Here is a 19,766-nt window from a genome sequence, read left to right on the forward strand (position 1 = left end):
TTCCTCTCTTTTTGTGCTCAGGAAGAGCTAGCCAAGTTGCGGCTTGGGTCGTGCTGCCTTAGAAGGGCGAAGTCCGGGCATCACGAATGCCATGAGAAGCAGTCCGGCGGGGATCAACAGCATGCCAGTGCGAAGGGAGCCCGTTTGAGCGGAGACGAGACCTGCAAGCCAAGGGACCGCGGAGCCGCCGAAGCCGGCGGTGAAGAGGATCCAACGGGAGTCCGCCGTGCGTTGAGTGGCCGCGAAAAAGCCGGCTAGAACGAGCGGGTAAGTGGGAGCGAGAGCCGCGCCGAGTAGAAACATCGCAAGATTCCGAGTGGGAACGGAGGGCGCGACCTCGAGGAACAAGGCTGCTGCGATTCCAAGCGTAACTGAGATACGAAATACTGTTATGGATGAAACCCGCAGAAGAAGTAGAGATGAGATGCCGCGGGAGGAAAGAAATCCTGCCCAGTAGAACGAGGATGAGATCGCCGCAAACACGACGCCGCTCCCGGCCATACGCAACGCGTATGTAGGCAGCCATGCGGCCACGGTGTTTTCGATGCCCACCTGCAAAAAGGCTGCAAAGGCAAAGACCGCCACGAGGTTGAATGAGGTGCCTGAGGAAAGAGCCTCAGGGGTCTCGGGTTTGGCTTGGGGGAGATCGCGTAGCATTACGCCGCAGGCAACAGCCGCAACTGCAGAGGCGATGGAAAATACAATGTAGGTCGCGCGATAGTCGTAATGCATGAGGATACGCGCAGCGATAAGAGGGGCGGCAAGAGCGCCGATGCTCCACGAGAAGTTGAGGAAAGTGAGCAGAGGTGCACAGCGCTCGGGGAAATTGCGGCCGATGAAAAGAGTGACGGCGGACATAGGGACGCCAACGCTGATTCCGAGTAGAAGAAATGCTGGTGCAAGAAGCGGACGCGGGCTGGCAGCAACGGCGAGGCAAGTCAGCACCATTCCGGTGAATCCGATGGTCATCAGTCGCGCATAGCTGCCTCGACAGAGGAGAGCGCCAAGCGATGTGCCGGCGAAGTACAACAGAAAGAGAAGCCCGGAAGTGGAATCGCTGAGGCGAAAGCGCACCGCCAACGACGGAAGCAGCGCGCCACCGACGGCGTGCAGGACACCGGTTAGCGCGAAGACCGGATGGAGTACGGCGAGTGTGCGAACGGAATTTGGTTTGGACTCGAGCGGCATCGGCGATTCAAATACGCTTGATGCGATTGCGCTTGGGATTGGGCGGGCTTGTGGACTCGCGAATGATGAGTTCAGGATGAATTGGAACGAAGTCTGGGAATGTTGCCTGCCTTCGAATGCGCTGAAGAAGAATGCGCGCGGCAGTGGTACCCATACTGTAAAGCGGCTGACGGATCGTGGTGAGACTGGGATTATGGTAGGCGGCGCTCTGAATATCGTCGAAGCCTATAACGGAGACGTCAGTGGGAACGTGAAGACCGTGGTTCATGAGTGCGCGAATAGCTCCGATGGCGGCAACGTCGTTGTAGCAAAGCAGTGCGGTAAAATCCGCGCCTTTTTGAATCAGTTCGCTAGCCGGCTCGTAGCCAAGTTCAGGAGTAGAAACGCGAAGCTTCAGTTGCACAACAAGGTCGGGCGGGACTTCAAGTTTCAGCTCCCGGGCGACCGCCATGAGGCATCTCCAGCGATCGTCGGCATCGGAACTGTGGCTGCCACCACGCATGAATGCGATCTTTCGGTGGCCAAGCTGGTAAAGGTGGCGGAGAGCGAGTTCGGCCGCGCGCTTCTGGTCGAGCACGACGTTGGTAACACCTTCGATTTTGCGATGGCCAGCGACGACTACGGCAGGTAAAACTCCCATACTCTTTTCGAGAGCCGTGTCGATGAAAATAAAGCCTTCGACGGATCGATCCATGAAGAGACGCGGGTACTCTTCGATGAGGTCTGGTTTACGGCGATGACTGGCGGTGAGGTAGAAGTATCCCTCTTCAATTAGGTGCTCTTCAATGCCGCTCAGGACCTGCATGGCGTAGCTGTCGCTGAGTTCGGGAACGAGGACACCGATGGTGAAGGTCTTTCTCTTACGCAGGGAGCGCGCGAAGAAACTGGGACGGTAATCGAACTTCGCCGCAGCCTCGATGACGCGGTCGCGCGTTTCCTGAGGAATGGAGCGAACGCCCGGAGCGTTATTGAGCACAAGCGAAATGGTAGCCGGAGAGAGATTGAGGTACTCGCCAAGGGTGCGCAGACTGATAGGCTGGCCGGGCTGGGGCGCCACTCCTGGTTTCGTTCGCTTGGGCATGCATTCCTGTTTTAACACCGTGGGGGCAAGGCGCGCTGTGTTTTCGCGATGACGCTAGAGGCGGGAAGACGCGAAGAAGGTGAATGCGCGAGAATGATCCGGTTTAAGAAATGCAGCGGAGGAAGAGCATGAATCGGCGGGACCTGTCATTTTGTTTTGTTCTAAGTTTCCTGATTGGCGCGTCATTTGTTCAGGGTCAGGTCGGAGGTGTGGGGGTTTTTGAGGGGCATCAAGACGTAGGGACCGTCCTTTATCCGGGATCGACCAGTTTTGATGCTGCCAAGGAGAGCTATACGGTGACGGGCAGCGGTGAGAATATGTGGTTCGGCATGGATGATTTTCAGTTTGCATGGAAGAAGATGAGCGGGGATATTGCGATCTCCGCCGATATCGCGTTCGTGGCCGACAAGGGAAACAACCATCGCAAAGCGGTGCTGATGATACGGCAGGCCTTGGACGGGAATGCTCCCGCAGTGGATATCGCACGGCATGGCGATGGGCTGACATCGCTGCAGTTTCGAGACGCAACCGGCTCGGACGCTCACGAGGTGCAATCGAACGTAGTTGCACCGAAGCGTATGCGGCTCGAAAAGCGCGGCGACTATTTCTATGCCTTTGTTTCTGGAGCTGACGGGAAGCTCGAGCCTGCCGGAGCGTCAACGAAGCTGGCTTTGGAGGGGTCGTTCTACGTGGGAATTGGCGTTTCTGCGCATGACAAGGACGCGAGTGAATCTGCGATTTTCTCGAATGTGAGGATTGAGGCGCTTCCGCCATCGGCGGTTAAGCCGGTACTTTACAGCACGCTTGAGACCGTGCCGGTGGCATCAACGGATCGCCGCATCTCGTATGTTGCACAAAAACACTTTGAGGCTCCGAACTGGTCGCGGAATGGGTCTTATTTTTTATTTAATCAGGACGGTGGGATCTATCGGCTGGCTGTGAATGGCGGAAAACCGGCACGGATATCAACTGATCCGCAGGTGAAGTGCAACAACGATCACGGAATTTCTCCCGATGGAACGATGCTGGCGATCAGCGATTCAACCGAGACAGGCAAGTCGATGGTCTACACATTGCCGATTTCCGGCGGCAAGCCAAAAAAGATTACAGCGACTGGACCGTCATATTGGCATGGATGGTCACCGGATGGCGCGACGTTGGCGTTCGTCGGACAACGCGGAGACAATTTTGATATCTACTCAATCTCAGTGAATGGGGGAGAAGAGAAGCGGCTGACGACGGCGACAGGACTGGACGATGGGCCGGAATATTCGCCTGACGGACAATGGATCTACTTCAACTCAGAACGCACCGGTCACATGCAGATATGGCGGATGCATACGGATGGCAGCGACCAGGAACAGGTGATTACCGACGAGACGAACGATTGGTTCCCTCACCTCTCGCCGGATGGTAAATGGATGACGTTTGTCGCCTTTGAGAAGGGCGTCACGGGGCATCCGCCGGACAAGGATGTGACGCTGAATGTGATGTCGATTGCGGACAAAAAGGTGAAGGTGCTGGCGAAGTTGTTTGGGGGACAAGGGACAAATAATGTGCCATCGTGGTCTCCAGACAGCACGAAAGTAGCGTTTGTGAGCTATGAGTATTTGACCCCAGAGACGAGAGAATAAGGCCTGAGCATTTCACGGTCGATGGTCGTGGTTATGGAGAGCGCTGGATGGATGTGAAGGCATGGCTCCACTCGAATGGAATGAAGTTGGGGACGATTGTAACGATCGATCATCCGGCGATCTTGGAGATTGCGGGCCTGGCGGGATTTGATTGGCTATGGATCGATGGCGAACACGGGCGTTTCAATGAGGTCAGCGCAGCGACAGCATGTGCGGTGAATGCGGGCGGTCCACCTTTGTTTGTGCGGCTGCCGGATCGTTCGGCGACAGCCATCAAGCGCTTTCTCGATATCGGTTGCGATGGGATTATTCTGCCGCAGGTTTCTTCAGTCATCGAGGTGGATGAGATTGCGCGAGCCGCGTTGTATCCGCCGCGCGGAGAGCGCAGCGTAGGGATCGCACGCGCGCAGGGATATGGGACGAGATTTGCTGAGTGCCTGCGCACGCAGGATTACGCAATCATCGTGCAGATCGAATCGGCAGCGGGAGTGAGCAACGCGGAGACCATTATTCGTCATTCAGCGGTGGATGCTGTGATGATTGGGCCGTATGACCTGAGTGGATCATTCGGAATACCGGGAGAAGTTGAAGCTCCGCAAGTGATTGATGGCATTGCAAGAGTTAAATCTCTAGCGAAGATCGCTGGAAAGCCATGCGGAATTTTTGCGCCGACTGCGGAAAAGGCGGAGGCCTACGCAGAAGATGGGTTCGAACTGATCGCTGTGGGCATGGATTGCGGCGTGCTCTTGAGTGGATACAAGAGAATCCATGAATCAATTGGGCCGGCAAGGCGTGCATCTAATCGCATCTAAAAGGGCCTTCCTTGCGCTCGCCTCTAGGCTGAGTGCCTTCGCTAGAGTTGCCTGCCTCGTTGTTTCTGAGTCCAAATGGTGGGATGATCTGGTCTGAGCATAAGTCCATCGACTGAATTTTGACGGATGTAAGACCATCGGATTCGCCGCGCTTTCGGTGTAGCCTAGGTAAGGCCGATTGACGGATAATCGCAAGTACGGAGAGTTGGCAGAGCGGTTGATTGCATCGGTCTTGAAAACCGACATACCTGAAAGGGTATCGGGGGTTCAAATCCCTCACTCTCCGCCATAGAGTCCGTATTATCAATAACTTCTAGAGACCATCTGCACTTCCGGCATCTTTGGGCGAATTCCAAGAATTCGAAACCAAAAAGAGACGAGAGAAAATTGTGTGCGCCTTGAGATCCGCAAGGAAGAGCCCGATTTCTCTATTCGCAAATGTCGCAGTTCCCTTTTCGAGATGATCGCGACTTCTTAGGTTTCAACTGGAACTTGGAGCCATTACCGGCCATAAGGCCGTCTTCGAGGAGTAATCGGACAAGTGTAACGGGCTGTTCAATGAGTGCCTCATCCTTCTGCAACTTTACTAAAGTGCGTGAAACGCCCACTCCTTCGTTGACACTATCAGGACGGAAGTTTATTGTCCCTCCGACCTTGCAAATCCTTCCTTGGCTTATAGCCTGGCAGTCAATGAGGTTAGCCCATGACCGTTCCCCCACGTAAAGTCCTTTGGACGTGCACTTTTGTCGCATGTTCCCTTTCTGCAGCCGCTTTAGCGCAACACATGCAGGAACAGCCGCGCGATTCGAACCAGAGGCCTTATACGAACTCGGTAATTCTGCAACGCGGGACACATGCGCAGATGATGCAGCGGCTGCACGTTGTGCGGCAATACGCGCTCTCGAATTTGCGCACAAATCCGCGCGTGACATTGGGTGAAGCACAGCTAGATTTTTCGCCTATGCTGCGCAATCCCAAAGCGGTGCCGAATCTCGCGGTGCGGTTGCAGGCTCTGCCGCAGCACGTGCAGGTGCAGGAAAACACGTCTGACGTGAGTGAGGTCGACCAGGGGCTGGTGATTCACCATGTGCTCACATATCAGATTCTTCCGGGCAGGTGCGCCGACGCGGGGATCCGCGCGCAACTTGCTGCGGCCGGTGCTACCTGCTTTGCGCGAGCGACGCCGAATGAGCGTATTGCCGAATACAGCAGGCCGGGAAGCCCGCGGTATCTCGCTAACCCCGAAAGGCGACAGGCTGCGATCGCGGCATTTCAGCAGAAGAGCGCGGCAACAGATGCAGAGGTGAGCCAGCACGTCGCCGCACTGCGCAAGTCCCTGGCCGATCCGGCGCAGCGCGCACAGATCGCGACCAAAGTGGGGCAAGCTGAAGCGGCACGCATGAGCTCGCTGAGTGACGACGATTTAAAGGAAGAGCTGATCAACATGAGCACGCAGACCGTTGAAGAGACGATGTTCGTGCCAAAACTTGAATCGTCGAACTATGCGCACCTGCAACACAACCTCACGACTGTCGCTAGCCCCGCAGAGGTGGCAGCCGCCCAGCAACTCATGCGCGGAGGCGCCATCGACAATGCAAGCCCCGCCCAGTTTCCCAAGCTGCTGAAGGTGGTTCCGGGCTCAGCGCTTCACCTGACCGGCTCGGGTCAGCCTCGCGGCGATCAAAGCGCCGATCTCAATATGGGCCCCTACTACTTTCTCACCGGCTTTACCATTAACCACGACTACGAATGGCAGTGGGGCGTGTCGATCAGCATCAACTGGTGCGTCGTCGGCTGCACCTCGACCTACGGCATTCAACTGAACGCCGGCTTCAACTACGCCTTCGGTCTACGCTTTCCGATCGAGGCAACTCTCAAGTATCAAACCGTTGTTCACCCCAACAATTCAGCGGAAGCAAAGTTGACGTCGCAATTCTTGCCGATCGAAGGCGATTCCAACGCTTTCCAACAAGCAGGACTGGATCCATCCGAGTGGTACAACGAGCAGGAGATCGTTGCACAGGTGGGTGCCAATGCCGGTTTTAGTGTCAACCTGCCCGTCCTGAGCAACAGCCAGAGCTTTCAGGTCGGTGTGGACTTTACGCAATTGCTGCCAGCGCCGTACACCGGCGGACGCTTTCAGCCGCCTGCCCCAGGCGCCCACGGCATTGATTCTCCATACGTGTTCAACACGATCGATCTCCTCGGCGGCCTTCTGGATTTCGGAGTCGTCGGCGGCACGGTTTATCCCGCGGTAAATGTAAATCTCCATTCCGACAGTTTGCAGTTCACACTCAACGACGAGTTGCAGAAGCGGTCCACCACCATCAACTCGGGACAGACCGTGTCGCTCGGTGACGTCGCAGCCCAGAACGGCGACTACAGTCATTTCAGTGTGGGGAACCCTGTTTACAACCTGGGATTCACGGTGACACCAGGCCTTGCGCCAACCGTGTTCGTGGATATCGCCGTTTGGTCCGATCAGTGGCAATGGCCGGTATGGTTCCCGCAGCTTGCCATCAGCCTTCCGCCGGGCGGGATGAACTTCAGCTGCCATGCCGGAACCACTTGCGTCATGGACTTCCAGCCTGTCTATAACGCAGCGACTGGACAGGTGCAGGACATGAGCAAAGAACGAGACGTGGCAGATCGGACGCTGAGAGGCGGCAAATGCCAGCCAAACGGTCCGGAGGGCAATTACCTATGCCCCGTTGACGGCATGCTCGGCCTCTGCAAGACGATGCTCCAGAACAGCGCTGTGCTGAGTTGCGGGGCTCTCATTCCAACCTCGACCGATCAGATTCTGCGGCGCGGCGGCTGCACCGAGGATGCGGAAAGCGGAACCTATGCATGTCCATCGGGGATGATGGGCCTTTGCGGGCTCTACGTGAAAAACAAAGTGGTGCTCTCTTGCCGGCAGAAATGACGCGCACGAATCAAAGAACGGTATGCTCAGTGCACGATTTCCCTTCCGTGAACGATTGGCCCTCAGCTTGGAAGCAGTAGCCGCTGCCTGCGGCCGAATCAGGAGAGCGGCAGGGACTGGCCGTCTAGTGATTCTCGCCGGGCTGAGTACCAAAAATCGGCATCGCTTCAGCTTTCTTATATGAATAGTCCGGTCGATTTTGGCAGATTACCGAGATCTGATTTCGGCGGCCCGCGGAATCCAGAAAATTGTGTTATCAAGGTCCACAGAGATTTGGCAGTGCCGGATCAGGCATATGCTCCAAGTCACGAGGCACGTGAATTCAATGACGGAAGCCGCGCAGCAGGCATATTCGATTTACGAACTGATCTGCAGCTCCAGTTCAGATCGTCCCTTCGCGTTTCGATCACATGAAGAGTCCCGGACCGAGACGGCCGCTTGGCAAGCGGCGAATCCTGGTTTGCAGGCAATGCGCAATGCCTCACCGGAGATTCTGTTGGCATTCTTACAAAATTTCAGGGAGTGGCGCGGCACCACGGACGGAGGCAACGATTTCAGACTAGGCGCGACCATGAGCGAGGCCTTACAAATGGCCATTGACAAGGTGCCGAAACCTCTGCCGGGCGATTTGGTGTTGCAGCTGTTGCGCAACTACGGTAGTGGCTTGAGCTGGATGCTCTTTGGCTTTCCTTTGCGTCATTTTTTGTCCTTGCTAACCCGCAACGAAATGACGGATGAGATCCGCGCTGAGCTCCGCCGGATTATGCCGCATTACTCGCCTACCGCGACGGGGAAAATCGAGCCGCATCTCGAAGAAGTCCGTAAGTTGATCGTCGAGTTGATCTGGGTGGAGGGAGAGAAGCCGCTTGACCCTGGACGAGGCCCCTGGTCGCAGATCGTATTCGACCAGTTTAAGGAATACGAGGAGGTCGCTCGCATCGGCTGGGAAGGGCTGCTGGAACACTGCCGGTCCCTCGAGCAGACTGTACCGGGCGCTAAGTGGAATAAACGATCGCGAGAACTGATGGCCGCGCTCGGCGAAGAAAGAGTGACCTCCAGAATGCTGCGCTGGCTTGCTCTCGGTCCGACACCGAACCAGCCTCGCGATGCAATTTCTCCGATTGAGGACTCGGCGTATCAGAAAGGCGTGATCTGGTGCCTAAGATTACTGGAGAAGCGCGAGGCCGCACAGGCGATCACCGATTTTGCGCTGGCTTGCCTGCGCAAAATTCCCATGATCGGAGCAGTGTCGCAAAAAGTAGGGTTTGCTGGCGTACAAGCGTTGGGGGCGATGGATTGCACCGAGGCTGTTGCGCAGCTGACGCGCTTACGCGCCAAGGTGAAGTACACCATCGCTCTCAAGTTGATCGAGAAATCGCTGCAGCAAGCGGCCGAGCGCAGCGGCATAAGCAGGGAGGAACTGGAAGACTTTTCCCTGGACGGCTACGGGCTCGACCAGCAAGGTACCCGAAAAATTATGCTGGAAGATGTCACTGCGCATTTGCAGCTTGCGACCGACGGCGGCGTCTCCGTGAGCTGGTGGAATGCAGAAGGCAAGCTGCTGAAGTCGCCTCCGCCGCACGTGAGGAAGGGTTTCTCGAAAGAGATTCGCGCACTCGGCCCGCTAGCTAAGGAGATAGAGCAGTCATTCGCAGCACAGCGGTTCAGGATCGAGTCGTCATTCCTCGCCCCGCGCTCCATTCCGTTGCAGCACTGGCTTCAATACTATGTGGAGCATCCTCTGCTTGGTTTCCTTGGCCGCAGGCTCATCTGGGCGTTTAGTGATGGCAAGGGATGGGAGCGCTCGGGAATGTGGCTAGATGGAAGGGTGCGCGACGCAGGCGGGAGCCCGCTCGACCTTGCGGAGAAGGATTTTAGCGGCGAAGCTGTATCCGCCGCATTCAAAGTGCGCTTATGGCACCCGCTGACATCGAACGCGACAGAAGTGCAGCATTGGCGCGAGCGCATATTTTCTTCTGCCATCCGGCAGCCATTCCGCCAGGCATTCCGCGAGTTCTACGAGGTGAGCGAGGACGAGCGGCAGACGCGGATGTATTCCAATCGCTTTGCCGGTTTTTACTTGCGGCAGCACCAACTGGCCAGTCTGTGCCGGGCGCGCGGATGGGAATACCGGCTAATGGGAAGCGACTTCGACGGCCACAACGTTCCCACCAGAAACCTGCCGCAATGGAACATGCAAGTGCAGGTACATGTGGACCTGCCGCCGGATCGCGATAATGCCCTGCGAGATTCCGGACTAGGAGAACGATCTGGCTTTGGCATCAACCTATTTGTCGAGTCTGATCAGGTACGCTTCTATCGTGACCGCCACGAAATCGCCGTCGACGAAGTTCCGGCAATGATCTTCTCGGAGATGATGCGCGATGTAGACCTGTTCACCTCGGTGTGCGCTATCGGCGAGGACGAAAATTGGCGCGATGAAGGCGACCGCACTTTCGGAGTGTCCGGCGAACGGATAACGATGCAGGAGCTTTCGGCGGCCATCTCACTGCGCTCCGATATTCTCACGCGAGTCTTGCCACTAATGCCGATTGCTGACCGATGCCGGCTTGAGCCCTCCCACCTTGAGGTGCTTGGACAATTGGGGCGGTATCGCATTTCGCTCGCATTGGGGTTGGCGGCACTGGTCACCGACTCTGGGCTGCGCCGGCTAAAAATCCAGCAGAAACTTCTGGCCGCCGTGGTCATGCAACTCGACGACGTTCCGGCCGAATTGGACTACCGAACCGAGATGATCTTGCGCAAAGCGCACTTGCTGGCCGACGACTGGAAGATCGAAGATCCGGAATTGATACGCCAGTTCATGCCCAAGTAACGGCTTCATCTCTTTTCAGGGGCGCTCAACTTTCTGCCATGGCTATTGGCGAGTTTCTGCTTCTAACCCGGCGATCCGGCGGCAGAGACTTTCTCGGAAGGCAACCGCATCAGAATCTTCTTCCCGTTCCAGGCACCTGATGATACCTCGCAAGGTCGCGATCAGTTCGCGGGGAGGCCCCGGCAGGTTTTTGAGGTTCTCATTATTGGCCCGCTTCATTGTGTTGTGGCTTCGTTGCAGAAGCTCGGCAAAGTGTTCTATGGCGACATTCGACATTTGTTTTCTATCCTTCGCGCACGAGAGCTCGCTTCAAAAACAAGTTCAGAGTTTGCTGATCCGCCCAATCTCCTTGGTGATGATCAGCCTTCCTTGCATCTTTCACTTTCGGCGGCACGAAAGCAAAACCCACACCATCCGTTCCCCATCGAGTGACCTTGGTATAGACGGCAACGGAATCCTGAAGTCTTTCGCCACTGGCACTAGTTCTTTGCAACGTCATCATGAACAAGGTGCCAGGATAAGGCCGCTCGTCGGTGAGGAGATAAAATCCGGTTTCACTTAGGTCCCCGAGAGCATACGGCTGTGGTGTCCCACCGCTCCAGTGGTAGGCAATCAACCCGGGTAAAGGATGTCGAGTCGATCGTTGTTTAGTCAGCGTCTTGGAATCGAACCACCGCCTCACTCGTTCATGGAAAGGGCGATTGCTGTTGAGTTGCTCAATCGAGGATGACTTCGAAATGCGAATGGGGTCCGAATTTGATGAAGGGTGGTCCACAACCTCTGCCACTTGTGTGCCTGAGTCTCCACCGGTTAAGCCGGAGAGAGCCGCGAGCATCCCCTCGAGTTCCGCAATCTCACAAATTGCGAGTTGATCTCCAGTGCGGATCTGCGAAACAAAGGCTCCATGCGCGGGCAGAAGCAATGCACTTGTGGGCTCACCCTTCAAAATCGCAACTTGGGGATTGGGGTATCTATCCAATCTCTCGGCGACTCGGCACTCACTATCGAGATATACCAGATCAAATGTCCTGGCCCCTTGCATGGCCGGAACTCCTTTGTAAGGCTTCAACCAGAGCCCCAGATCGGACTCGTTTACGAGGCATTCGAAGAGCCTCCTCAATGGTTCCGCAGTGGTGTCGAATACCGAGACTTCGACGCCGATAAAGCTCTCCGTAGTTCGGTTGTACACACGAAGACTCTGCTTCGCCTCAGGTTGCGAAAGCACCTCGGTATTTGTTACTGCCGCTTCATCTATCACTTTCTGCCCCACCTAGCCATAAGCAATCAAATTCGCTCACTCAAAACACTAAAGTAACGGAGAAATTATCTGCGACGGTCAATAGCACTTCCCCTCGCCTTCGCGTGTACGCCTTTGCAGCTTTCCTAAGTGACGCTATTGGGAATCAGTCTCGGTTTTGTGAGCTGTGCCGAGATGTTGCCAAAGATCCCGTTGAGCGTGAGGTTTGGGTTGCTCGGCGAAGTACATTGACCCTTGTTCTGGGACGCGGTGGCGTCTGAATAGAAGCTTGGCGCGTTGCTGGCCGACACGTACCCTGAAGACATCTGCATCATTGCATTACAAGGCGAGATGGCGAGGCTGCCGGTATCAGTGGAGCAGCCCGAACTCGAGGCGCCGTAAGCGATCGTATACACCGTCGTGCCGCTTGCTGAAGCGTATTGAGCCGCAGTTATCGCCTGATGACACTGATCATCGAGTGAGGGATATGTGTTGCCATTGTGCCCGACGTTGGTACCAGGGGGGTTCTGTATCTTCCCGCTCGCTGCACTAGCATCGCCGTCGCTCAGGATGATCATCACGTTGCGAGAACCCGGAGCCGCTGCTTTGGCAGCCACCAGTGATGCCTGGGCGGCGTAGATTGCTCCCGCGTAGTAGGTTCCATCGCCACCCACTGAATCCATGCCTGCGCAGGATCCCGTCGGTCCTCCCACACCATTCACAAGTGAAGAAGAACTACTCAACGATCCGCCCACCTGGTTCGACGCAGTCCAGTCGCTCACATAGCCGGTGAGCTGATAGGTTCCGGCCGTTCCGGTTGGAGCGGACCAGGTCGCTCCTTTGGCGGGTGTAGTGTACGGAATGATGGTTGGTGCGGTGCCACTGCAATCGGTGTCATATTTCGCTGTATTCGCCTGGATTGTCGGAAATGTAAACAAACTCACCTGATCATACGGAACACATGTTGCCGTGGACTTCGCCGTTGAAGAGGTGCAGGGCGCGAGAAGGCCCAGCATCGTGCGGACTCCTTGAAGTGCGCAGTAGATTCGGGTATTCCCGCAACTTGCGTCCGTGTCATTGGTGTTCATGGATGCGGTGGCATCAACGACCATGGCAACATTCACCTGGTCGTTTTGTCCGCTTGCCATCGTCGCTGACGATGTCGCCGTCAGCGTGAGTGACTTTGCCGCATTGATGCCGGCCAACGATAGAACCTGAATGAACAAGGTTGGAACGGTGGCCGTCTGCGTCACGCGAACTACGTTGTATCCCGTATTGGAAGCGTCGCATGAAGCTGCCACCATGGCGGAATCTGTCACACAGCTGAAAGTTGTGGAAATTGTCGGGCTCGGCAGATTTCCTGAACCATTCGCTCCGTGGGCGGTGGCTGCATAAAGTGCAATTTCGCTCGTGACAGAAGATTGGCTCGATGAGGGCTGCCCCAAAGCGTAGGCACCCGCAAGAGCCGCAGCGTCTGTGGATGCCTGAAGCTGTCTATAGCAAACGTACGTACGGCCAAGATCGATCGAAAGTCCGGCCACGCCGATTATCAACACATTCATTAAAACCATCCACGGCAGGATCTGTCCGTGATCATCTGCGACAATCTTTGTGATCCGAGAATGCATTTTGCGCTTCATTGAATCACCTCCGTCACCGTCGTTGAGATGGAGCAGGTACCGAGGTTGTTGGCATAGACAAAGAAGGTGCACGGATATGTCGCCTGAATCTGCGCCGGCCAGCCCGACTGCATTGCAGCAGCTCCGCCATTGCCTGCGGCGGTGCAAGTGGGCGCGCTGCCTTTGGTTCCTCCGTAAGTCGTACCGCCGGAAACCGTGCCGCTGGTGTTGGTGCCGCCAATGACAAATGTGAGAGTCAAATTGGACTTCGCCAGGGCCGGCGCGGCCGCATAGATCGCACTTGCTGTTGTCGCGCATGGGTCAGTATCCCCACGCTCCAGCGCCATCACGCGGCCGGCGTTACTGACTGATTCGCCCAGCAGGAGTTTCTGATACAGGACCACAGAGAACGAGAAGATACCGGTCAGCATCATCAGCATGACTGGCATGACCACCGCCATTTCAACAAGAGCGCTGCCAACTTGGTCACGAAGGACTGCGCGTCGGATTCTGGAAGGTTTTGATCCTGTTCTGCGCAGGCGTTGGAGGCAAGATGTTATTCGGGGGCGGAAAATCGCCTCCGGGACTTCGAAACTTAGATCTCTCATTATTGGGCCCTTTGTATTAGTTTTTGGGTCCGCATTTCGAAGGGGAAAAAACAACAACTTAGACGCCTGAGTGACGCCCTCTGCTCTTACAAATCAGGCAGTTTGCTATATGAGGAGACAACTCCACTGTTTCTTTACAGATGAGGTATTGAAGCGGGGTAACTAAAGTGCAAGTGCGATCCCATTACGCAAGACATTGTCCGCGACCAGCACTCTCAGCGCTCTGCTCACAGGATGTTTGCGCTTATCAATAAACGAGCTTCAAAGCGAACTGCATGATGCGTGGGCCGCTGGCAGAGGTGATGGAACCAAAGGAACCAGAGTTGCGGCTAGCATTCGGGTTGCTAAAGTGAGGGGTGTTGAGCAGGTTGAAGCCCTCCGCACGGAACTGCAGATTCATTGTTTCCGGAAGGGAGAAATTCTTGAACAGTGAAAAGTCCTCGTTGGTGTAACCGGGGCCGCGAACAAGATTTCGTCCCGCATTGCCGGGAATCGGATCGCTGTTGCTCTGGCCAGGCGTGTTGGTGAACGCCGCGGTGTTGAACCATTGCGTAATCGTACGCAAGTGCGGCGGCAGCGTGGGGTTTTGGCCGGTGACGAGGTTGGGCCGCAGCCCTGGATAGTCGGCGTATCCGGCATTCGCGATGATGTTAACCGGTGTGCCCGTGTGAAATGAAGCGATAGAATTCAGTTGCCATCCCCCAACCAGGGCGTCGATCAGCGGTCTCGCTGAGTGGAGATAGCGTTTGCCGCGCCCGAAAGGAAGCTCGATCTGGTTGCTCAGCGTGACGTTGTGTTTGATATCGGCCGCCGATGTAGCGTACTCCGGATCCAGATTGAATGGGTTCTGAGGAGCCGAACTACTCGTCAGATCGAAAGGAGCAGGGCCATTGTCAAGGCTGTGCGCATAGGTATATGCCGCCAGCACACTCCAGCCATTGCCATAGAGTCGCTCCACCTTGGCCTGAAGTGCGCTGTAGTTGCTTTTGCCGACCGGAAGCAAAGTTTGCACTTTACCAATCTTGTTTGAAAGATGATTGCCTACGTTGTAATTCCCCACGGCGTAGGACAGCTTATGCGACTGACCACCAACATAGCCGGCCTCAAGGGAAATGTTCTCAGGAAGCATCCGTTGAACAGTCAGGTTGTACATCTCGGAGTAGCCGTCGGGAAAATTCTTGGGCTCGGAGTAGACAGTCTCGTTCCCTGCCCCTGGGACCTTGGTCAAATCGATGCTAGAGGCACCACTTGGCAGGCCTACGGTCGTTGAGCGGGCGATTCCCGTATCGAGGTTGTAGGCAAAATAGTAGGGTGAGTTGACGTATTCATCCTGCGTGAAGAAGGGATAGTTCTTGGTGAGAATATCTTCACGTGCATCGTTCTCGGCCGTATAAAACATGCCGAACCCGGAGCGCACGGTTGTCGCGTTATCAATCATGTAGGCGGCGCCAACGCGTGGCATGACATTAGCCTTGTTGGAATCGACTAGTGAACGGCTATTCGAACCGCGGTTCGCAATCAGAATGTCGAGGGAACTGCGATCAAAGTTTGAGGCGTTGTTGTTAGCTTCGACGTAGGGTTGACGGTACTCGTAGCGAATGCCGTAGTTCAGGTTAGACGACTGGTAATCTGCCATGAATCCTGAAGATAGAAGGTATGCTCGTTGCTGGTCGTGTGAGGATTGGTCAGTTGCAGACCCTGCATTACCACGTAAGGCAGACCAAGCAGCAGATCGGCAATCTCGCTGCCCCCGTTCCCGTAGTAGGCATCGCTTTGATAGAACGCGTAGGTTGGATCGCTGGTCATTGCGGCATATGCCCCGCCGAAATACTCGTAGGGCGTAGGAAAGAGTGAGAAGTTCGGGTGAGAATTCAGATGACGATACTCATAGCCGAACTTTAGCGAGTGCCGATTGCGATTCCAGGAAATCGCATCGGCCAGTTCAAGATTCTCGTCCCTGAAGGATAGCGGCTTCCACGTGGAGCCACCTGTGATGGCGCCCGTCTCGAATTGAATTTGAGGGAAACCCCACGTGTCTGGAAAGCCCGCGAGGTTGGCGTTGCCGATTCCGACTTTGTCTGCCAGTCGGGTGCCGTCCACCAGACTGTGTTCTACCAATGGTGTAATCAGATAGGCAGCGCGGAGTTCATTCAGCAGATTCGCGTTGAGTGTACGCGCCCACGAAAGACCGACCGACTGATTTTCGAACCAGTAGTGGTCGCCCGAATCGGCTCCGCCGGCGTTAGGTAGCGTGCCCGATCCGGCATAAGGATCGCCGGTACTGCTCTCGTACTGCACGATGTCGTACGTGAGCGCGAGCCGGTCGCTCGGTGATAGGTCTTCGTCAAAACGCAAATTGCCGGTGTTACCGTGATTCTGAATTTTCTGCGTCGCTGTGTAGTTGTTGAAGAATCTGTTGGAGTTGTTGGGATGGGGAAACATCTCGGTGAGGATTGTCTTGCCTCCAGGACTTATTGCGCTCGCAGGAATGATATTTCCTGGATATTGCTGGGCGTAGTAGTTGGCCTGGTAGAAGTAGGGATCGAAGATTGGAATCTGATTTCCGGTGTACGGATCGGTTAGACGAGAAAGATCTGCGCTGCCGTCAGCCAGGAAACTCACTTGATCGAGCGCGGGTACTGTCGTTTCGTAAATCTCTGCATTCCTTAACCGGCTGCCTTCGTAGCTGAAGAAGAAAAAGTCCCGGTCCTTGCGCAGTCGACCTCCGACGGTCGCGCCGAAGTTATGCTGTTCGAGCTGTGAGGCATGATTTACGTCGGATTTGGAAAAGGTATAGGCACTAGCCGCCGTATTGCTCGGCCGGAAAAACTCATAAGCGGTACCGTGAAGCTGGTTGCTGCCCCCTTTAGTCTCGAGAAGAATAGCCCCGCCAGAGGCACGTCCAAACTCAGGAGCGTAATCTGACGTGACGACCTTGAACTCCTTCATCGCATCTACGCTGGGGCGAAGGCTGGTGTCGTTGTTCCGGTTTCCAGTCACTTCCACTCCATTCAGCTGGATAGAGTTTCCGAATTCGCGTTGACCATTGACCGAGAGGTTGACGTTATTGCCGCCCTCTCCGTGCACTACGCCGGGGACCAGCAGCATCAAGTCGGTAAAGTCCCGGCCGAGCAACGGCATATTGGAAATATCGGAGCCGGTAATGATTTGGCCGGTTTCGGCGCTTTCCGTCTGCAGCAGTGGCGCCACGTCGCTGGCGACAACTGTTTCAGTCGCTTGGCCCAGCCGCAGAGCGATATCGACTCGAAGTTTCTGGTCGATTTGCAATTCAAATGACCGAGTGGTGAAAAGACTGAAACCTTGCTGACGAACGCTAACGACATAGTGGCCAGGCGGCAGATCGGTTACCTGGCAGCTACCCGTTGAATCGGTCTCGGTCCTTTCGACAAGGCCTGTCTCCTGAGATGTCACTTCGACACTGGCTTGTGGAACCAGGGCTCCCCGCGGATCCCTTACGTTAACAACAATCGAGCCCGACGTAGCCTGGCCCCAAACGGAGACGGCAGCCAGTAGCATGTATAGGTAGAAGAATCGGCCCAGAATGCGCACATTAGACTCCGTAAGACGGGGCAGCGAGCACACCGCCCGGCCGTGAATTACTGTTACCAAAGATGAATCGGGCACCTATCCCCATTTATGACGAATCAATACGTCTTTTTATTTACAGTCTCTCAAAAAATTTTCCCTCGTAACCTTCGCTAGTGTCTCCGTAATGCGCCTTCGTGGAGTGGCAACGTCATGGCCGCTAACTGGTAGGCCGGTGCGCTCGCGAATGCCGCGGCACTGAAAAACCAGATGTACCAGGTCAATGCAATCAATGGCTCAGAAAGCAGGCTCTCACCAATTGCCCAGATAGAAGCGTCCCCAGCCAGCGTAGTGACGATCGCGATCACATACATCCCCCAGCATTGCGAAACCAAGCCTATTCCGACACGAATCACGGACCGGCGGATCAGAACTGCTTGTACCAGCAGAAGCGACAATAGAGGATCGCTCGACCAGAGAATAGCTTTGGCAAGAGGCGGAGACGGATAGGAGGGACCGAGGTATCGCACAATACTTGTAATTTCGCCAAGCGTGAACGCACCGATCAGCGCGATGAGCAACAGGTCCGTACGCGTCAACCTGCCCAGAACTCCGAACCTGCGTTGGACTTGCAAGACGCGGCTCAACGCGATCACCAGAAAAATCATCGATAGCGGTCCGCCAATCACCTCGCCAGCTTGCGCAATGCCTCTGGGTAAAACCACCGCCAAGACCGAAGATGCGCTTGCTGGAAGCGAGGCGCCGCGCCAATGATCCAGAGAAATCAAAACAGCCGCAACAAATCGTGCGAGCGATGACAAAGCTATAAAGGTCCACGCCATGCGCATTGGCTCATCCGCGTCAAAGCCGGCCCGGCATTCAAATGCGAGAAATAATTCGGCAGCGGTTGTCAGCAGGAAGAACAGCGTACCCAGAATCAAAAAGTACCAGGTCAGATAGCGATAGCTGCCGGTGATCAGAAAATGGAGATAGGCCGCCAGACCGATCGCAAAGTGGATCGCGCATGCTCTCCAGATCCAGCGAACGAAACGCGGCATCAGGCCAGCCTACAAGTCACTCAACACGCGCCGCGAGAGCTCAACCATTGCCCGGCGCCCCAGGAAGGCGGTCAGCAAAGGAGAAGACGTGGCAAGGGAAACATCCTCAGAGCGGCTCGTCAAAATGGTGCGAGCCTGGCGACCGATGCAACGTCCCAACCAGGACAGGAGCCGTTCGCGCACCAGATAATCCTCTCTGGACGGTGCAAGGTTTCCAGAGAAGCCGAACCAAAGTTGGCTCCAGGAGTGCATTTTTTGGGAGAGCTCATCAACTGCCCGATCCTCACCTGACCGCGCTGCAAAAGCGAGCGACGGCGTGACGGACTCATCGATTTTCAATAACGTTCTACGCTGCCGCATCACGAAGTCCCTCTTCGCCGAAGAGTGAGACGCATTTTCTTGCCAACTCGATTTAGAAGAGCTCCCACGGTTCCCGGCCGAATCGACATTGCATCTGCAATCTCAATATAATCCATACCCTCGGATCGTAATCGAAGACACTCGAACTCCCGGGGTGCTAAGAGGTTCCTGAACGCCTGTTCCCACTCAACATTCCCCGTCTCCGGCGCAACAGCCGTTTTTGCGAGCGCGTCCTCATCTAAAGAAACGCAGGCCTGTACCGCCGAGGATCGCACCGTCTCACAGATGTAATTGTGCGCCACCCGATGCAACCATGCCGAAGGGTTTCGGATGGTCTCGCCTTGCATACGCACAAGGAAGAAGCGCAGAAAGGTCTCTTGAACCGCGTCCTGAGCCAACGCCAGATCGGATGTTAAGCGGCTCGCATAGGCGGAAAGTGCGCCGGAGAGCTCCCGGTACACTTCAAGCGTCTCTTGCTGCAGCACTTCCGTGCCAGCCTGTTCCACTGGTTTCATTTTTTCTTCAACGAGTGTTATACCTTGCTTCGAATTGCAGGTCCATCCCGCTTTTGGGGCACCAAGGCCCCGCAAATGCTGTTCAAGCAGACATCGCATCAGACCGGAGTCAGATCACTGGCGCTCCAGAAGGACATCCGACGAGAAGAAACATATTCTCCATTGGTGCATTTCGCCAGTGCACCCACCGCGCATTGAAGTAGATCATGTGGGCGAATAGTCGCCCATCCTGACATTACCCATCATCACCTCGGAGTCACGAAATCCGATCCCAAATACCCCTGTGATAATGCCCTGTATGCTTAGGTGCCAGCTTCAGTCTAGATGTGATGGACGCCCCCGAATT

At 55.5% G+C, this 19,766-nt stretch carries 15 protein-coding genes and 1 tRNA gene; 5 read left to right on the forward strand and 11 right to left on the reverse strand.

From position 1 onward, the window contains the following. Positions 1–27: 27 nt before the first annotated feature. A complete protein-coding gene (locus P8935_RS20905; RefSeq protein ID WP_348262252.1) occupies positions 28–1,188 on the reverse strand; it encodes an MFS transporter in 1,161 nt (386 codons plus the stop codon). A 7-nt stretch (positions 1,189–1,195) separates the two neighbouring features. Continuing rightward, a complete protein-coding gene (locus P8935_RS20910; protein WP_348262253.1) occupies positions 1,196–2,269 on the reverse strand; it encodes a LacI family DNA-binding transcriptional regulator in 1,074 nt (357 codons plus the stop codon). Positions 2,270–2,397: 128 nt separating this feature from the next. Here P8935_RS20910 and P8935_RS20915 point away from each other — a divergent pair, with 128 nt between their 5' ends. From P8935_RS20915 to P8935_RS20935, 5 genes are all read left to right on the forward strand, one after another. Then, positions 2,398–3,903, forward strand: a complete 1,506-nt coding sequence (locus P8935_RS20915; RefSeq protein WP_348262254.1) for a hypothetical protein — start codon at positions 2,398–2,400, stop codon at positions 3,901–3,903. Between the two features lie 47 nt (positions 3,904–3,950). Then, positions 3,951–4,715 carry an aldolase/citrate lyase family protein gene (locus P8935_RS20920; RefSeq protein ID WP_348262255.1) on the forward strand — a complete coding sequence of 255 codons (765 nt, stop codon included), beginning with the start codon at positions 3,951–3,953 and terminating at the stop codon, positions 4,713–4,715. Positions 4,716–4,914: 199 nt separating this feature from the next. Beyond that, positions 4,915–5,004: transfer RNA gene (locus P8935_RS20925), tRNA-Ser, on the forward strand. Between the two features lie 414 nt (positions 5,005–5,418). Next, positions 5,419–7,641 (forward strand): hypothetical protein, encoded by a 2,223-nt coding sequence (locus P8935_RS20930; protein WP_348262256.1) that lies wholly within the window; start codon positions 5,419–5,421, stop codon positions 7,639–7,641. 496 nt (positions 7,642–8,137) lie between these two features. After that, a complete protein-coding gene (locus P8935_RS20935; RefSeq protein WP_348262257.1) occupies positions 8,138–10,477 on the forward strand; it encodes a DUF4132 domain-containing protein in 2,340 nt (779 codons plus the stop codon). Between the two features lie 42 nt (positions 10,478–10,519). Here the strand turns inward: P8935_RS20935 and P8935_RS20940 are convergent, their stop codons facing one another. The 9 genes from P8935_RS20940 to P8935_RS20980 all read right to left on the reverse strand — a co-directional run bounded on the left by P8935_RS20940 (position 10,520) and on the right by P8935_RS20980 (position 19,411). Next, positions 10,520–10,753 (reverse strand): hypothetical protein, encoded by a 234-nt coding sequence (locus P8935_RS20940; protein WP_348262258.1) that lies wholly within the window; start codon positions 10,751–10,753, stop codon positions 10,520–10,522. Positions 10,754–10,760: 7 nt separating this feature from the next. Continuing rightward, entirely contained in the window at positions 10,761–11,735 is a 975-nt protein-coding gene (locus P8935_RS20945) for a hypothetical protein (protein WP_348262259.1), read from the reverse strand. Between the two features lie 125 nt (positions 11,736–11,860). After that, a complete protein-coding gene (locus P8935_RS20950; RefSeq protein WP_348262260.1) occupies positions 11,861–13,354 on the reverse strand; it encodes a pilus assembly protein TadG-related protein in 1,494 nt (497 codons plus the stop codon). Further along, positions 13,351–13,941, reverse strand: a complete 591-nt coding sequence (locus P8935_RS20955) for a TadE family protein (protein WP_348262261.1) — start codon at positions 13,939–13,941, stop codon at positions 13,351–13,353. Before P8935_RS20955 ends, P8935_RS20950 begins: the two co-directional genes overlap by 4 nt. 247 nt (positions 13,942–14,188) lie before the next feature. Continuing rightward, on the reverse strand, positions 14,189–15,577 hold the full coding sequence (locus P8935_RS20960) for a hypothetical protein (protein ID WP_348262262.1): 1,389 nt from the start codon (positions 15,575–15,577) through the stop codon (positions 14,189–14,191). After that, positions 15,550–17,511 carry a TonB-dependent receptor gene (locus tag P8935_RS20965; RefSeq protein WP_348262263.1) on the reverse strand — a complete coding sequence of 654 codons (1,962 nt, stop codon included), beginning with the start codon at positions 17,509–17,511 and terminating at the stop codon, positions 15,550–15,552. Before P8935_RS20965 ends, P8935_RS20960 begins: the two co-directional genes overlap by 28 nt. Before the next feature lie 149 nt (positions 17,512–17,660). Next, positions 17,661–18,545, reverse strand: coding sequence for a hypothetical protein (locus tag P8935_RS20970; RefSeq protein ID WP_348262264.1), 885 nt, complete (start codon positions 18,543–18,545; stop codon positions 17,661–17,663). 9 nt (positions 18,546–18,554) lie between these two features. Further along, positions 18,555–18,908, reverse strand: coding sequence for a hypothetical protein (locus P8935_RS20975; protein WP_348262265.1), 354 nt, complete (start codon positions 18,906–18,908; stop codon positions 18,555–18,557). Then, positions 18,905–19,411 carry an RNA polymerase sigma factor gene (locus tag P8935_RS20980; RefSeq protein ID WP_348262266.1) on the reverse strand — a complete coding sequence of 169 codons (507 nt, stop codon included), beginning with the start codon at positions 19,409–19,411 and terminating at the stop codon, positions 18,905–18,907. The genes P8935_RS20975 and P8935_RS20980 overlap by 4 nt, the downstream gene beginning before the upstream one ends. Between the last annotated feature and the right edge of the window lie 355 nt (positions 19,412–19,766).

This window comes from Telmatobacter sp. DSM 110680 (assembly GCF_039994875.1).
Taxonomy (GTDB): domain Bacteria; phylum Acidobacteriota; class Terriglobia; order Terriglobales; family Acidobacteriaceae; genus Telmatobacter.

What these genes read in the sequence shown, in the direction of transcription:
- P8935_RS20905 (WP_348262252.1), bottom strand. Translation starts at nt 1,188, where the DNA reads ATGCCGCTCGAGTCCAAACCAAATTCCGTTCGCACACTCGCCGTACTC.
- P8935_RS20910 (WP_348262253.1), bottom strand. Translation starts at nt 2,269, where the DNA reads ATGCCCAAGCGAACGAAACCAGGAGTGGCGCCCCAGCCCGGCCAGCCT.
- P8935_RS20915 (WP_348262254.1), top strand. Translation starts at nt 2,398, where the DNA reads ATGAATCGGCGGGACCTGTCATTTTGTTTTGTTCTAAGTTTCCTGATT.
- P8935_RS20920 (WP_348262255.1), top strand. Translation starts at nt 3,951, where the DNA reads ATGGATGTGAAGGCATGGCTCCACTCGAATGGAATGAAGTTGGGGACG.
- P8935_RS20930 (WP_348262256.1), top strand. Translation starts at nt 5,419, where the DNA reads ATGACCGTTCCCCCACGTAAAGTCCTTTGGACGTGCACTTTTGTCGCA.
- P8935_RS20940 (WP_348262258.1), bottom strand. Translation starts at nt 10,753, where the DNA reads ATGTCGAATGTCGCCATAGAACACTTTGCCGAGCTTCTGCAACGAAGC.
- P8935_RS20950 (WP_348262260.1), bottom strand. Translation starts at nt 13,354, where the DNA reads ATGAAGCGCAAAATGCATTCTCGGATCACAAAGATTGTCGCAGATGAT.
- P8935_RS20955 (WP_348262261.1), bottom strand. Translation starts at nt 13,941, where the DNA reads ATGAGAGATCTAAGTTTCGAAGTCCCGGAGGCGATTTTCCGCCCCCGA.
- P8935_RS20960 (WP_348262262.1), bottom strand. Translation starts at nt 15,577, where the DNA reads ATGGCAGATTACCAGTCGTCTAACCTGAACTACGGCATTCGCTACGAG.
- P8935_RS20970 (WP_348262264.1), bottom strand. Translation starts at nt 18,545, where the DNA reads ATGCCGCGTTTCGTTCGCTGGATCTGGAGAGCATGCGCGATCCACTTT.